At 70.0% G+C, this 14,394-nt stretch carries 14 protein-coding genes; 9 read left to right on the top strand and 5 right to left on the bottom strand.

From position 1 onward, the window contains the following. Positions 1-43 precede the first annotated feature (43 nt). From nuoH to F1734_RS26490, 8 genes are all read left to right on the top strand, one after another. Positions 44-1,396, top strand: coding sequence for an NADH-quinone oxidoreductase subunit NuoH (gene nuoH, locus F1734_RS15130; protein WP_051059603.1), 1,353 nt, complete (start codon positions 44-46; stop codon positions 1,394-1,396). After that, positions 1,389-1,994, top strand: coding sequence for an NADH-quinone oxidoreductase subunit NuoI (nuoI, locus tag F1734_RS15125; RefSeq protein ID WP_017681310.1), 606 nt, complete (start codon positions 1,389-1,391; stop codon positions 1,992-1,994). Before nuoH ends, nuoI begins: the two co-directional genes overlap by 8 nt. Positions 1,995-2,027: 33 nt before the next feature. Then, complete coding sequence (locus F1734_RS15120) at positions 2,028-2,831, top strand: NADH-quinone oxidoreductase subunit J (protein ID WP_040272775.1); 804 nt, start codon at positions 2,028-2,030, stop codon at positions 2,829-2,831. Continuing rightward, positions 2,828-3,127 (top strand): NADH-quinone oxidoreductase subunit NuoK, encoded by a 300-nt coding sequence (nuoK, locus tag F1734_RS15115; RefSeq protein WP_003937937.1) that lies wholly within the window; start codon positions 2,828-2,830, stop codon positions 3,125-3,127. Before F1734_RS15120 ends, nuoK begins: the two co-directional genes overlap by 4 nt. A gap of 100 nt (positions 3,128-3,227) precedes the next feature. Further along, complete coding sequence (gene nuoL, locus F1734_RS15110) at positions 3,228-5,315, top strand: NADH-quinone oxidoreductase subunit L (RefSeq protein ID WP_203010765.1); 2,088 nt, start codon at positions 3,228-3,230, stop codon at positions 5,313-5,315. Continuing rightward, positions 5,315-6,946, top strand: coding sequence for an NADH-quinone oxidoreductase subunit M (locus tag F1734_RS15105; protein ID WP_017681307.1), 1,632 nt, complete (start codon positions 5,315-5,317; stop codon positions 6,944-6,946). The genes nuoL and F1734_RS15105 overlap by 1 nt, the downstream gene beginning before the upstream one ends. A 74-nt stretch (positions 6,947-7,020) precedes the next feature. Then, entirely contained in the window at positions 7,021-8,592 is a 1,572-nt protein-coding gene (gene nuoN, locus F1734_RS15100; protein ID WP_230831670.1) for an NADH-quinone oxidoreductase subunit NuoN, read from the top strand. Positions 8,593-8,870: 278 nt separating this feature from the next. Then, complete coding sequence (locus tag F1734_RS26490) at positions 8,871-9,431, top strand: NAD(P)-binding protein (protein WP_307718188.1); 561 nt, start codon at positions 8,871-8,873, stop codon at positions 9,429-9,431. 418 nt (positions 9,432-9,849) lie between these two features. Here F1734_RS26490 and F1734_RS15090 read toward each other — a convergent pair whose 3' ends face one another. Beyond that, positions 9,850-11,280: a DUF1254 domain-containing protein gene (locus F1734_RS15090; RefSeq protein WP_203010764.1), complete on the bottom strand. Its 1,431-nt coding sequence runs from the start codon at positions 11,278-11,280 to the stop codon at positions 9,850-9,852. A 135-nt stretch (positions 11,281-11,415) separates the two neighbouring features. Next, a complete protein-coding gene (locus tag F1734_RS15085) occupies positions 11,416-11,616 on the bottom strand; it encodes a helix-turn-helix domain-containing protein (RefSeq protein WP_228287191.1) in 201 nt (66 codons plus the stop codon). Positions 11,617-11,817: 201 nt separating this feature from the next. Here F1734_RS15085 and F1734_RS15080 point away from each other — a divergent pair, with 201 nt between their 5' ends. Next, positions 11,818-12,657 (top strand): alpha/beta fold hydrolase, encoded by an 840-nt coding sequence (locus F1734_RS15080; RefSeq protein ID WP_201027022.1) that lies wholly within the window; start codon positions 11,818-11,820, stop codon positions 12,655-12,657. A gap of 84 nt (positions 12,658-12,741) precedes the next feature. On the opposite strand, the gene F1734_RS15075 is transcribed toward F1734_RS15080, so the two are convergent. The 3 genes from F1734_RS15075 to F1734_RS15070 all read right to left on the bottom strand — a co-directional run bounded on the left by F1734_RS15075 (position 12,742) and on the right by F1734_RS15070 (position 14,234). Then, positions 12,742-13,386 carry a chymotrypsin family serine protease gene (locus F1734_RS15075; RefSeq protein ID WP_203010763.1) on the bottom strand — a complete coding sequence of 215 codons (645 nt, stop codon included), beginning with the start codon at positions 13,384-13,386 and terminating at the stop codon, positions 12,742-12,744. Positions 13,387-13,602: 216 nt separating this feature from the next. Beyond that, positions 13,603-13,737, bottom strand: coding sequence for a hypothetical protein (locus tag F1734_RS26440; RefSeq protein ID WP_274382429.1), 135 nt, complete (start codon positions 13,735-13,737; stop codon positions 13,603-13,605). Then, a complete protein-coding gene (locus F1734_RS15070) occupies positions 13,734-14,234 on the bottom strand; it encodes a DUF427 domain-containing protein (protein WP_040272773.1) in 501 nt (166 codons plus the stop codon). Before F1734_RS15070 ends, F1734_RS26440 begins: the two co-directional genes overlap by 4 nt. Positions 14,235-14,394: the final 160 nt, after the last annotated feature.

The raw sequence follows: 14,394 nt of genomic DNA, 5'->3' as shown, positions 1-14,394 counted from the left end.
CGTCACGCTGTTCGGCGCTGCGACGGTACCGGGGCCGGGGGTCCTGTCGGCGCAGTCCGGGTACCCCGATCCGGCCGCGTTCGGTCAGGATCCGTGGTGGCTGGTCGTCGGCAAGGCGGTGGCCGTCTTCGTCTTCCTGGTGTTGACGGTGCTCGTCGCCATCCTCGTGGAACGAAAGATATTGGCGCGCATGCAGATGCGCGTCGGACCGAATCGGGTGGGCCCGCGGGGGTTGCTGCAGAGCCTCGCCGACGGCGTCAAACTCGCCCTGAAGGAGGGCATCGTTCCCGCGGGCGTGGACAAACCCATCTACGTCCTCGCGCCGATCATCGCGACGGTGCCGGCGTTCATGGCGTTCGCCGTCATCCCGCTCGGACCGGTGGTCTCCGTCTTCGGCCAGCGCACCCCGCTGCAACTGACCGACCTTCCGGTGGCCGTGCTGTACATCCTCGCTGCGACGTCCATCGGCGTCTACGGCATCGTGCTCGCCGGCTGGGCATCCGGGTCCACCTATCCGCTGCTGGGCGGTCTGCGCTCGACGGCGCAGGTGATCTCGTACGAGATCGCCATGGCGCTCTCGTTCGCGGCCGTCTTCCTGCTGTCGGGCACGCTGTCCACCTCCGGCATCGTCGCCGCCCAGGACGGCACCTGGTACGTCTTCCTGCTCCTGCCCTCGTTCCTCATCTACGTCACGTCCATGGTCGGCGAGACGAACCGGGCACCGTTCGACCTGCCCGAGGCCGAGGGCGAACTCGTCGGCGGCTTCCACACGGAGTACTCGTCGCTGAAGTTCGCGATGTTCATGCTCGCCGAGTACGTCAACATGGTGACGGTCTCGGCGCTGGCCACCACCCTGTTCCTCGGCGGCTGGCGCGCACCGTGGCCGCTGAACATGTGGGAGGGCGCGAACTCCGGCTGGGTGCCGCTGCTGTGGTTCGTCCTCAAGGTGTGGGGATTTTTGTTCCTGTTCGTATGGCTGCGCGGCACGCTGCCGCGGCTGCGCTACGACCAGTTCATGAATCTCGGCTGGAAGGTGCTCATCCCGGTGGCGCTCGGCTGGATCATGGTCGTCGCCGTGATCCGCGTCCTGCGCACGGAGGGCCTGGACCGGTGGCAGATCGTCCTCGCCGCGACCGGCGTGGTCGTCGCCCTGGCAGTGCCGTCGCTGCTGTGGAACCGCATGAGCTCCGGTCGCGTCCGGCCCACCGGCACCCCCGGCGGCCCGGCGGTCACTGCCGAAACCGAGCAACCGTTCGACCCGATGGCCGGCGGCTTCCCCGTCCCGCCGTTACCCGGCCAGACGCTGCCACCGCGGCGTCGGCGCACCCCCGTCACCGCAGCCGCCGAGAGCGGGCGCCGTGGCGATCCGACCACCGAGGAGAATCGCGATGCCTGACTTCCTCGATCCCATCGCCGGATTCGGCGTCACCTTCCGGGCGATGTTCGACAAGGCCCAGACCGAGCGATACCCCGAGCAGAAGGAACCGACCGCACCGCGCTACCACGGCCGCCACCAGCTCAACCGCCACCCCGACGGGCTCGAGAAGTGCATCGGGTGCGAGCTGTGTGCCTGGGCGTGCCCCGCCGACGCCATCTACGTCGAGGGCGCGGACAACACCGACGACGGGCGATACTCGCCGGGGGAGCGCTACGGACGCGTCTACCAGATCAACTACCTGCGCTGCATCGGATGCGGTCTGTGCATCGAGGCCTGCCCGACGCGGGCGTTGACCATGACCAACGAGTACGAGATGGCCGACGACAACCGGACCGACCTGATCTACGACAAGACCAGGCTGCTCGCCCCGCTCGGGCCCGGCATGGTGGCACCACCCCACGACATGTACCCGGGCACGACCGACGAGGACTACTACCTCGGCGCGGTGACCGAGGCCGCGCCCGGCACCACCACGGCCGCTGCCGGGCAGGGGGAGGACGCCGTCGCACCCGACCGGGAACCGACGCAGCCGCGAGGCGGTCGCGATGTGGCGTGACCGGCGGAGAGGGGAGTGGTCTCGATGGACCCGATGACGCCGGCCCTGCTGACGGCCGAAGCCGTCACCCGCACCTCCACCGGCGAGGCCGTGCTGTTCTGGATCCTCGGAACGCTCGCGGTGCTCGGCGCACTCGGCGTCGTCGCCGCGTCCAAGGCCGTCTATTCGGCGATGTTCCTCGCGGTCACCATGATCATCCTCGCGGTGTTCTACATCGCCCAGGATGCGCTGTTCCTCGGAGTCGTGCAGATCGTGGTCTACACGGGGGCGGTGATGATGCTGTTCCTGTTCGTGGTCATGCTCGTCGGCGTCGACTCCTCCGACTCGCTCGTCGAGACGCTGCGCGGCCAGCGGGTCGCCGCGATCGCGGCCGGCCTCGGATTCGGCCTGCTGCTCGTCGGCGGTCTCGGCAACGCCGCCGTCTCCGAGTTCGCCGGCCTCGACGCAGCGAACGCCGCCGGCAACATCACCGGCCTGGCCGAGCTGATCTTCGTGCGGTACGTCTGGGCGTTCGAACTCACCGGCGCCCTGCTGATCACGGCCACGATCGGCGCCATGGTCCTCGCTCACCGGGAACGATTCGGGCTGCGCAAGACCCAGCGGGAATTGTCGCAGGAACGCTTCCGCGCCGGTGGTCGCGCCACCCCGTTGCCGAGTCCCGGCGTCTATGCCCGGCACAACGCCGTCGACGTGCCGGCCCGGCTGCCCGACGGGTCGTACTCGGACCTGTCGGTCAGCGAAGTGCTCCGGCAGCGCGCCGTGACCGTCGACGACGCCGGACCGCGCGAGAGCGACGCACCGCGCGGCGGGTCGTCGGGTGAGGAGGAATCGCGGTGAACCCCGAGAACTACCTGTACCTGTCCGCCCTGTTGTTCACCATCGGCGCGGCCGGCGTCCTGCTGCGCCGCAACGCGATCGTCGTGTTCATGTGTATCGAGTTGATGCTCAACGCCGCGAACCTGGCGTTCGTCACGTTCGCGCGTATGCACGGCAATCTCGACGGCCAGGTCATCGCGTTCTTCACGATGGTCGTCGCCGCCGCCGAGGTCGTCGTCGGCCTCGCGATCATCATGACCATCTTCCGTTCCCGGCGTTCGGTTTCCGTCGACGACGCCAACCTCCTGAAGTACTGACGCCCCCGGACGACACCCGTCCGCCCACGCACGAGGAGGAGACTGTGCCCGAGACGACCGTGCCCGAGACGACAGCCGGCGCCCCGACGGGTGGACCGGCATGAACGGGATCTCGTCGACGGTCTGGCTGCTGCCCGCGCTGCCGCTGTTCGGCGCGGTCGTACTGCTGCTGACCGGCCGGCGCAGCGACACGTGGGGACACCTGCTCGGCTGCGCGACGGCACTGGCCTCGTTCGCGCTCGGCATCGCCCTCTTCGTCGACATGCTCGGCCGCGACACCGCCGACCGCGCCGTGAACCAGGACCTTTTCGAGTGGGTGCCGGTCGCGGGACTGCAGATCGACTTCGGTCTCCAGCTCGACCAGCTGTCGATGTGCTTCGTGCTGCTGATCACCGGCGTCGGCTCGCTCATCCACGTCTACTCCGTCGGGTACATGGCGCACGGCCCCGACCCCTCCGGTCGCTCCGCTGGTTCCGCTGCGGGGGCGTCGGGTCGCTCCGCTGGCTCCGCTGCGGGGGCGTCGGGTCGCTCCGCTGGTTCCGCTGCGGGGGCGTCGGGTCGCTCCGCAGGCTCCGCTGCGGGGGCGTCGGGTCGCTCCGCAGGCTCCGCTGCGGGGGCGTCGGGTCGCTCCGCAGGCTCCGCTCCCGGACGCCGGTTGTTCTTCGCCTACCTCAACCTCTTCCTCGCGGCGATGTTGCTGCTCGTCCTCGCCGACAACTACTTCGGCCTGTACGTGGGCTGGGAAGGCGTCGGTCTCGCCTCGTACCTGCTGATCGGGTTCTGGCAGTACAAACCGTCCGCCGCGACGGCCGCGAAGAAGGCGTTCGTCGTCAACCGTGTCGGCGACATGGGTCTGGCCGTCGCCATGATGATCATGTTCGCGACGTTCGGGTCCGTGACGTTCGACGACGTCTTCGCCGGCGCCGACGGAGCGAGCGACGGCGTGCTCACCGCACTCGGCCTCGTGCTGCTGCTCGCCGCATGCGGCAAGTCCGCCCAGGTGCCCCTGCAGTCCTGGCTCGGTGACGCGATGGAGGGCCCGACACCGGTGTCGGCACTGATCCACGCCGCCACCATGGTCACCGCGGGCGTCTACCTCATCGTCCGGTCCGACGTGCTCTTCGACCTCGCCCCCACCGCGCAACTCGCCGTGGTGATCGTGGGCACGGTGACCCTGCTGTTCGGAGCTGTCATCGGGTGCGCCAAGGACGACATCAAGAAGGCACTCGCCGCCTCGACCATGAGCCAGATCGGCTACATGGTCCTCGCCGCGGGCCTCGGTCCCGCCGGATATGCCTTCGCGATCATGCACCTGCTCACCCACGGCTTCTTCAAGGCCGGCCTGTTCCTCGGGGCCGGATCGGTGATGCACGGGATGAACGACGAGGTGAACATGCGGCACTACGGCGGCCTGCGCACCGTCATGCCGATCACGTTCGTCACCTTCGGTCTCGGCTACCTCGCGATCATCGGCATTCCGCCGTTCGCCGGGTTCTTCTCCAAGGACAAGATCATCGAGGTGGCGTTCGGCGCCGGCGGTGCGGAAGGGATCGTCCTCGGCACGGCAGCCCTGCTCGGGGCCGGCCTCACCGCGTTCTACATGACGCGGGTGATGCTGATGACCTTCTTCGGCAGACGTCGCTGGGCCGCCGACGTCCACCCCCACGAGGCGCCCGCCGTGATGACGGCGCCCATGGTCCTGCTCGCCCTCGGCTCGGTCGGCGCCGGTGCCGCCCTCACTCTTGGCGGGGCGCTGCAGAACTGGCTCGAACCGGTGGTGGGGGCCACGGAGATCGAACACCTGCTCCCGGTGTGGGTGATCACCGCCCTCACCCTCGCCGTCGTGCTCGCCGGTGTCGCGGTGGCCTACCGGCAGTACGCCCGGCGCGAGATCCCCGACGCCGCCCCCGCCGACGTGTCGGCGTTCACCGTCGCCGCCCGCAGGGATCTCTACGGCGACGCCGTCAACGAGGCGGTGTTCATGCGGCCCGGACGGTCCCTGACCACGACCCTGGTGACCGTCGACGACAAGGCCGTCGACGGGGCGGTCGACGGGATCTCCGCCACGGTCGGCGCCCTCTCCGCCCGGATGCGGCACCTGCAGACCGGGTTCGTGCGGTCCTACGGCTTGTCCATGTTGGTAGGCGCGGCCGTCGTGGTCGCGGCGATGATGCTGGGGAGGCTGTAGTGGGCAACTTTCCCTGGTTGACGACCCTGTGGGTGGTGCCGCTCGTCGGCGCCGTCGTCGTCCTGGCGATTCCCGCCCGGATGCGGAGCCTCGCCAAGGGCGCCGCGCTGGCGGTCGCGGCCGTGGTGCTCGTGGTGGCGTGCGTGCTGGCGATCGGATTCGACCCGGCGGGCGAGCAGTACCAGTTCGTCGAATCGCACTCGTGGATCCCGGCCCTGGGCACCCGCTACACGCTGGGCGTGGACGGCATCGCGCTCGTGCTGGTGCTGCTCACCGCGGTGCTGCTTCCGCTGCTGATGCTGGCCGGTTGGAACGACACGACACCGGCCGAGCCCACCGGCACCGCCCGCCCCTCCACGCCGCGGCGAACCACACACCTGTACATGGCGCTGATGCTCTCGGTCGAGGCGATGGTGATGGTCTCGTTCACCGCGCTCGACGTGTTGCTGTTCTACATCTTCTTCGAGGCGATGCTCATCCCGATGTACTTCCTCATCGGGGGCTTCGGGGATCGGCTCGGAGATCGGGGCCGGCGCTCCCGCGCGGCGGTGAAGTTCCTGCTCTACAACCTGTTCGGTGGGCTGATCATGCTGGCCGCGGTGATCGGACTGTACGTGGTGACCGCCCGGCAGGGCGCCGGCACGTTCGACTTCCGGGAGATCGTCGCCGCCGTCACCGACGGCGGTCTCGGTGCCGACACCGTGGTGCTCCACGCCCTGTTCCTCGGTTTCATGTTCGCGTTCGCCGTGAAGGCGCCGCTGTGGCCGTTCCACACCTGGCTGCCCGGCGCCGCGGTGCAGGCCACCCCCGCCGGGGCGGTGCTGATGATGGCCGTGGTCGACAAGGTCGGCACGTTCGGCATGCTGCGCTACTGCCTGCAGTTGTTCCCCGAGTCGTCGGTGTACTTCGCGCCCGTGATCGTCACGCTCGCGGTGATCGGCATCGTCTACGGCGCGGCGGTCGCCATCGGTCAGACGGATGTGATGCGTCTGATCGCCTACACCTCGATCTCGCACTTCGGGTTCATCATCCTCGGCATCTTCGCGATGACCAGCCAGGGCCAGGCCGGCTCGACGCTGTACATGGTCAACCACGGCATCTCCACCGCCGCGCTGTTCCTGATCGCCGGGTTCCTCGTCTCCCGGCGCGGATCCCGCGCGATCGCCGCGTACGGCGGCGTCCGCAAGGTCGCCCCCGTCCTGGCCGGGACGTTCCTCGTCGCGGGACTGGCGACCCTGTCCCTGCCGGGCCTGGCACCGTTCGTCAGCGAATTCCTGGTGCTGGTCGGCACCTATCCGCGCTACCAGGTCGCCGCCGTGGTCGCGGTGCTCGCGCTCGTCCTGTCGGCGATCTACGTGTTGTGGCTCTACCAGCGCATGATGACCGGACCGGTCACCGGCGGCAACGAGCACGTGCGCGACCTGGTGCCCCGCGAACTCGCCGTCGTGGTGCCGCTCATCGCGTTGCTCCTCGTCCTGGGCGTCTACCCCAAGCCGGCCCTCGACGTGATCACCCCCGCGGTCGACCAGGTCCTGGTCACCGTCGACCGGCCCGATCCGGAGCCCGCCGCCCCGCCCGAGCCCGTCGCGGGCGGGACCGGCACCGACACCCACGGAGGGACGCACAGGTGACTCCCTTGAACGGAACCCTCGTTCTCGCTCAGGCGATTCCGGCTCCCGACCTCCGCTACGGCCCGCTCTCTCCCATGCTGATCGTGTTCGGGGTGGCCGTTGCCGCGGTGCTCGTCGAGGCGTTCGTTCCCCGCCGCGGCCGGTACGCGAGCCACCTGCTGCTCGCGCTCGGTGGTCTCGGCGCCGCGTTCGTGGCCGTCGTCGTCCTCGCCGCGGGCCTGGACTTCGCCGCCGGCGCCGCACCCGGGTACAGCGCCGCGGTCGACGCCGTCGCGGTCGACGGACCCACCCTGTTCCTGCAGGGCACCATCCTGCTCGTCTCGATCCTCGCAGTGCTGCTCGTCGCCGAACGCGGCATCGAGCCGAATGCCCGCGGTGCCACGCCGGAGGGGCCGGGCGCGGCGGTGGCGACCGGGCGCGGCGGGGCCGACGCGTTCGCCCCGCAGGCGTCCGTGGTGCCGGGCAGCGTCGCCGAGCGCGAGGCCGCCGCGCAGGGGATGTCCCAGACCGAGGTGTTCCCGCTGGTGCTGTTCGCCGTCGGGGGGATGCTGCTGTTCCCGGCGTCGAACGACCTGCTCACCATGTTCATCGCGCTCGAGGTCCTGTCGCTGCCGCTGTACCTGCTGTGCGGCCTGGCCCGTCGGCAGCGCCTGCTCTCCCAGGAAGCGGCCCTGAAGTACTTCCTGCTCGGCGCCTTCTCCTCGGCCTTCTTCCTGTTCGGGGTGGCGCTGCTGTACGGCTACGCGGGCACCGTGCGCCTGGCAGGTATCGCCGACGCCGTCGCCGTCCGCGCGGACGGCGACGCGCTGGTGGTGATCGGTGCGGCGATGCTCGCGGTGGGTCTGCTGTTCAAGATCGGCGCGGTGCCGTTCCATTCCTGGGTCCCCGACGTCTATCAGGGGGCCCCCACGCCGATCACCGCCTTCATGGCGGCGGCCACCAAGATCGCGGCGTTCGGCGCGATGCTACGCGTGTTCTACGTGGCGCTGCCCGGACTGCGAGACGACTGGCGTCCCCTGCTGTGGGGCGTGGCGATCCTGACGATGGTGGCGGGCTCGGTGCTGGCCGTGACGCAGAACGACGTCAAACGGATGCTGGCCTACTCGTCGGTCGCCCACGCCGGTTTCATCCTCACCGGTCTGATCGCCGCCGACCGGGCCGGGCTGGCGTCGACGATGTTCTACCTGTTCGCGTACGGCTTCAGCACTCTCGGTGCGTTCGCCGTCGTGACCCTGGTCCGCGACGACCTCGGGGAGGCGACCCACCTGTCCCGCTGGGCGGGCCTCGGGCGGCGCTCGCCGCTCGTCGGCGCGGTGTTCGCCCTGTTCCTGCTCGCGTTCGCCGGCATCCCGCTCACCAGCGGGTTCGTCAGCAAGTTCGCCGTCTTCGGGGCGGCGGCGGGCGGCGGCGCCGTTCCGCTCGTGATCGTCGGCGTGGTCAGCAGCGCCGTCGCGGCGTACTTCTACGTGCGCGTCATCGTGCTGATGTTCTTCGACGAGCCGGACCGCGACGCTCCCGCGGTCGTGGCGCCCAGCGCCCTGACGACCGTCACGATCGCCGCCGGCGCGGTGGTGACCGTGGCGCTCGGTGTCTTCCCGCAGCCGTTGCTCGAGCTGGTGGACCGGGTCGCGGTGTTCCTCGGCTGACGGTTCCGTGACGAGCGCGGGGATCCGGGCGGACGAGGACGCAGCCGCCGAACACGAACGCGGCCGCCCGCGCCGAAACCGCCGCCGCCCGCGCCCAAGTCGACGCTGCCCGCGAACACGCCGACGAACTGCGCACCGAACTACGCGGACTCCGTTCCACAACCTCGGGTCCGAGCGAGTCGCGATGACCCCGGAGGGGTGCACTCCTGTCCCCGTGCCGGCACCCGGCGAGCGGTCGACTCGGGTGGGGGCCGTCTTCGCGCGGGGCCGGGCAGGGGATGTGGCCGGGTGGGTGCTCGGTGAGACCGCCCCAGCCGGTGCCACGCCCGCGGTGTATGTCGGGCAGTTGCCGGCGCCGGGGTCGTAGCTTCGGTTACCCCGGGCTCCCGGTGCGGGAGTCGGTCCCGTCGCTGTTTGCCCTGACATGGTTGTCTAGAGCGTCGCTCCCTGGAACCGGGTCGCGAATGCACTGTCAGCAGTCCATCACGGCTGTTCCGTGCCGGGATCGGACAAACCGGTCCGCACGCGAGGGGGATACCGCGATGACCGACGGATACGACGCGATCACGATCGGATCGGGTTTGGGCGGGTTGACGGCCGCAGCGTTGTACGCCAGGGCAGGACATCGGGTCCTGGTTCTCGAACGCAACGACGACTTCGGCGGGGCGGCCACGACCTACCGGCACGGGGCCCTCACCATCGAAGGATCGCTGCACCAGACGTCCGGATTCTCGTTTCCGGAGTGTTCTGCGGGCGGGTCGGCGCCGGAACCGGCCCCGGCGGGGCCGAGCCGGGCGATCGTTGCATCGACTCGCCGGGAGGGATTAGGTTCGAGGTGAGCGGCGGCCGCGGGAACGGCCCGAAGGAGGCACGCGATGACGGCTTCCCGGGAACCTGAGTCGGACGCCTGGGCCGCAGTCCATGCGGGGAGGTCGGGGCTGGTGTGGTCGCAGCAGACAGTCGCGAGCGTGGGGGAGTCGATCACCTCGCTGGCCAAGGACACCCTGCCCGGCTCGGTCGGGGCCGGCATCACGCTGCTCGCCGCGGACGGCGCCGAGGCTCTTCGTGTGGGTCAAGACCGCGGACGAGATCCTCGCGAACCTCGCCCGCTACCGCACCCGAATCAATGAAACAATCAACGACTCAGGACACCAGTCGGGAGTTCGAAACCCTCCGCGTCCACCAGGGAGTGGCGGTGAAAGACGTAGCGGATCCCGGTTCTTCGCGGCCGGAGACGAGCTGCTCTCCCCCGTAGTGTTACCCGACCGGTTCGATGTCGGGCAGTCTCCATGTCTTGTCGAACCACGGTTCCAGCGGACCGTAGAGCCGGACTATCGCGAACCAGCTCTTGCCGGGCAGGGTCTGGATCCAGTTGCGGCTGCCCTCGGGCCGTTCGGGACCGAAGTGGACGTCGACTGAGCCGTCCTCGTTCGAGATCATGTCGCGGTCGCTGGCAACGGTGGGCCATTCCTGGTCGGTCTGCAGCATCGACCGGGTCTGGGTGTCGTAGACGACGATCGACCAGAAGGTGTTGACCGGCACGTTCGGCGGGACGTGCAGCCGGTAGGACCTGCCGCCGTCGAAGGGCGCGTCGGTGGCGTCGACGAACGCCGTGACATACTGCGATCCGGCGCCGACCATCTCCGTCAGGTACGCCGGACTCGATCCGCTCCCTATGAAGCCGAGCGCGGCGGCGGTGTCGAGCATCGCGGCGCCATTGTCCTGGAACTGGTAACCGGCGAAGAGGAAGACCCGCCAGGCGCCGTCCGGGTAGTAGCGTGCCTCGGGCTGGCGGACTCGGTAGAGGAGCGCGCGGGCGGTCGCGTCGCCGACCGCGGCTGCCTCGGTCAGGATTGCCCGCACCCGCTCGTCGGGGTCGAGCGGTTTGCCGTGCTGGATGCCGACGGCGGCGAACATCCCCAGCGTGACCGGGTCGGATGACTCCGGCAGCTCGGACTGCACCACCTCGTTGAGCAGCTCCCAGTACTGGTAGTCGGCGGCCGGGATGGTGACCCACGGCTCGAAGGAGACGTTCACGAATCGCATCGGCGGCGGGTCGTCGGCCTGAGCCAGCGGGTAAGCCCGGGTCTTCGCCTTGATCATGTCGGCGGCCGGATGCGGGTCGCCATGCTCGTCGCGGAAACCGCGCGAGACGAGGCCCATCCCGTAGCTACGGGACCGCACCACGAAGTAGCCGTCCGGGACCTCGCCATCGTACCCGGGCGGCAGGAACAGGTACTTGCCACCCTGGCCCTTGTCGGGTCCGGTCGCGCCGATGTCGACGACCCAGCGCCCCCACGAGTCGTCGATCAGGCCGTACACGTCGGGCGGGGCGTCCAGGATGACGGGTCCGTCGTGGAGGTCGATCCACATGTAGAAGTACACAACGGTCGTGTGCATCGCCGGTCCGACGGTGCACGGGTGGCACAGGTCCTCCCAGAGCGCCACCGTGGTGTTCGCCGGGCCCCAGCGCAGCAGCCCCCGGCGCCACGCCGCCCAAGACACCGGATGCTGCGCCAGCAGGTACGCCTGCACCGCCCGCTGGAAGTCCAGGTTGTCGAACAGTGTCCGGGTCGTCTCGTCGTCCGGGACTCCGTCGAAGAACCGCAGCGTGCCCAACCGGGTGCGGACCTCGTCCGGCATCTCGATGCCGGGCGGAATCGGGGTGCTGTTCGCAGGTGAGGTCATCGCGTCCTCCTCTGTCGATAGCCCTTGCCGAGATTCTCCGCCGCCGACCCGACGGCTCGCGCCACCTACTCAGGATGCGCCGTCTCAGCCTTCACTGTCTGCCGGATCGGCGAGGAGGAACGGGCGGCCAGATGTTCATGTCGTCTCCGGCGGCGGGCGGACCTGCCAGTCGACCGTCTGTCCCACCGCCTGCGCGTACCGTTCGAGGGTGGACAGGCGCGGATCGAGATCGCCGCGCTCGAGTCGGGCCACCGCCGACTGGGAGGTGCCCATCCGGGCCGCGACCAGGGTCTGGCTCAGTCCCTGCCGTCGCCGGGCCGCCGCCAGCTCGTCCACCAGCGCTCGCCGCCTATCGGAGAGACGGTCCACACCCGGGAACGACGTTCGACGAGGCGACGTCGAGATATCGGCAATGCTATCTCGGCAATGCGCTACCGGACAGCGCCGTCGCCACGCCCCTTGACACGGGCGGCGCCCGGAACGATCCTCGACCCATTCCGAGACGGTCCCGCGTCCCGGGTCGATACGGAGCGCGCCATGACAATGCCTCGAATTCCGGATACGCGACGGTCGTACCTGCGGGTGCGGGACGTCGATCTGTACTGCGAGGACACCGGCGGTGAGGGCGAGCCCATCCTGTTCCTGCACGGGTTCTTCTTCGACGGGCGAATGTACGAGGCGCAGATCGCGGCGCTGCGGGATCGGTACCGCTGCCTCACCCTCGACTTCCGGGGACAGGGCCGATCCGGGCACGCCCGGACCGGATTCCAGCTCGAGCAGCTCACCGCCGACGTGCTCACCGTGATCCGGCGGCTCGACCTCGCACCCGCGCATCTGGTGGGGCTGTCGATGGGGGGCTTCGTCGGCATGCGCATCGGCGCGCGGGAACCGGACCTGTTGCGCTCGCTGACCCTGCTCAACACCGGCGCGACGCCGCATCCGCCCGTGAGGTACCCGCTGCACCTTGCCCTCACGGCCGTGGCCCGGCTTCTCGGGCCGTCGCCGGCCCTCGTGCTGCGCGGCATCGAGAAGGAACTCTACGGCGAACCGTTCCGCACCGACCCCGGCCGGGAGGCCGAGCGTGAGGTGTGGCGCAGGCGGTGGGCGACGGCCGACCGGTCGTCACTGGCGAACACGATGCTCGGCATGATGGTCCGCCCCGACATCCGGGACGAGCTGCCCGCGGTGAGCGTGCCGACGCTGATCGTCGCGGGACAACTGGATGTCGAGATGCCGCCGCGTCTCGCCCGCGAGATGCACGCGCTGATCCCGGGCTCGCGACTGGTGGAACTCGACGGGGTGGGCCACAGTTCGACGCTGGAGGACCCGGCCCGGGTCACCGGGATCCTGGAGAGCTTCCTCGCCGAGATCGGCTGACCGAGGGACCTCTCCCCCCGGATGCGGTCGTGGCCGCCGGTCCGTCCCGCACCCGGGCGACGGCGCCGTCACGACCTGCGCCCCCTAGATCGGACGGAACCCCGCCCCGGCCCCGCCCCGCGCATCGGCGTCGCCGACGACGGCCGTCATGCTCGTGCCGACCTCCGGACCGAGGCAGGCAACGGTGAGATAGCCGTTCACCATGCCGACGAGCGTGGTTCCGACCACCACCGGGCCTCCCGAGTCGCCGAGGTCGACGCACGTCTGCGTCCAGGTCTGCCCCGAATTGAACACATCGCCGTAGGCCACCCCGCAGGTCTGCCCCGTGGTGCGGCCCTGCTTGCAGACGATGTCCGGGAACTGCGCCGGACCCCCGATCCCCGTGATCGTCGTGTTTCCCACCCGATTCACGGGAACCACCTTCGCCGGCTCGAACACGATCACCGCGTAGTCCAAGTCCGCATCGGTGTAGGCGATCGTGCCGACCACACCGGCGTCCGGATCCGCCTCCGAGGCAACCGTGGAACCGGCGTTTCCGCAGTGTCCCGCCGTGAATCCGACCAGCCGGCCCCCGGAATCGGGACCGATCGTGGTGAGGGTGCAGTAGTTCCGGCCGTCCATGACGATGCCGGAGCCGCCGCCGAGGACGGCCGGATCGGCGGCCGCTGCAACACCGGTGCCGGCGAGCAGCGACGCGCCGACGGCGAGAACGAGGATGCCGAGTCTCATGGCGGGTGTCTCCCGAAGGTCGAGCGAACGAGCCGGACACGCGCAGGAACGGGAGGGTCGCGCGTACGATCCACCGCCCTCGGGCGCTGTTTCTCGATCATCCGCCGCACCGGGTGCTGTTCGCAGCGTTTTCCGGGACGGGAGAGTGCGGCGTGAGTCGACCCGGGAAGGGGAACGACCGCTCCCGGTCCCGGTCGGCCGGCCTTCCGCGGCGGCTCAGGGAATCGTCCATGCCGCCGGGGCGTCGACCTCGAACCTTGCCGGCCGGACGAGGAACCGCTCACCGACCCAGTCCGGTTTCCGCGCCTCCCGCAGGCGCGCATCGGCTTCGGCGTACTTCGGAGCGGTCACCAGCCCGCCGACCCGGGGATTCCTTTGAACGGGCCGACGACCGAGCTGGTGATCCAGCCGCCGTAGAAACCGCCCGGTTGCGGGACCACCTCCTCGCCGTCGACGGTGCACCGGTCGACCTGGGCGGCCATCACCGCGACCGCCCCGGCGAGCGCCCGGAAGGCGGGGGAGGGATCGCGGTAGGTCCACGCCGCTTTCGGCGCGACCCGCGAGGCGGTCACCAGGTCGTAGTAGCTCGCCCTGCCCTTCCACTCGCACCACGACGAGCCCGGCGTCTCCCGCAGCACCCCGTCGGCGAAGGCTTCGGCGGGAAGGTAGTAGGTCGGCGGATGGCTGGTCTCCAGTACCCGCCAGGCGCGCGTGGTCGACGCGATGGTCCGGCCGCCCAGTTCCACGGTGATCGAGCCGGTGAAGGTCTCGAGGCGGGGCGGTCGGGGGTAGTCCCAGACCGACTCCTGCCCCGCAGCAGGTTCGACGGGTTCCGGCCGGGTTGTCACGGCGACCTCCTCGTGGTCACCTCCCCAGGGTACGAGGACGACCGAGGCGCCGGGGCTGCCGGGCGGGTGCCGGGCAACCGAGATGCCCCTGCGTTCGTGGGCGGCGAGCCAGGACCGCAGCACTGCGCGGCTCGCCGGTTCCGAGCCGTCAGGGCCGACG

This window comes from Rhodococcus ruber (assembly GCF_016804345.1).
In the GTDB taxonomy this organism is placed as follows: Bacteria; Actinomycetota; Actinomycetes; order Mycobacteriales; family Mycobacteriaceae; genus Rhodococcus; species Rhodococcus ruber.
The sequence above is the reverse complement of the archived record's forward strand: the minus strand, read 5'-3'. Positions and strand labels throughout refer to the sequence as shown.

Excerpts from the sequence above, each read along its gene's own strand:
- nuoI (WP_017681310.1), top strand. The coding sequence starts at position 1,389 with ATGCCTGACTTCCTCGATCCCATCGCCGGATTCGGCGTCACCTTCCGG.
- F1734_RS15120 (WP_040272775.1), top strand. The coding sequence starts at position 2,028 with ATGACGCCGGCCCTGCTGACGGCCGAAGCCGTCACCCGCACCTCCACC.
- nuoL (WP_203010765.1), top strand. The coding sequence starts at position 3,228 with ATGAACGGGATCTCGTCGACGGTCTGGCTGCTGCCCGCGCTGCCGCTG.
- nuoN (WP_230831670.1), top strand. The coding sequence starts at position 7,021 with ATGCTGATCGTGTTCGGGGTGGCCGTTGCCGCGGTGCTCGTCGAGGCG.
- F1734_RS26490 (WP_307718188.1), top strand. The coding sequence starts at position 8,871 with ATGTGGCCGGGTGGGTGCTCGGTGAGACCGCCCCAGCCGGTGCCACGC.
- F1734_RS15090 (WP_203010764.1), bottom strand. The coding sequence starts at position 11,280 with ATGACCTCACCTGCGAACAGCACCCCGATTCCGCCCGGCATCGAGATG.
- F1734_RS15080 (WP_201027022.1), top strand. The coding sequence starts at position 11,818 with ATGACAATGCCTCGAATTCCGGATACGCGACGGTCGTACCTGCGGGTG.
- F1734_RS15075 (WP_203010763.1), bottom strand. The coding sequence starts at position 13,386 with ATGAGACTCGGCATCCTCGTTCTCGCCGTCGGCGCGTCGCTGCTCGCC.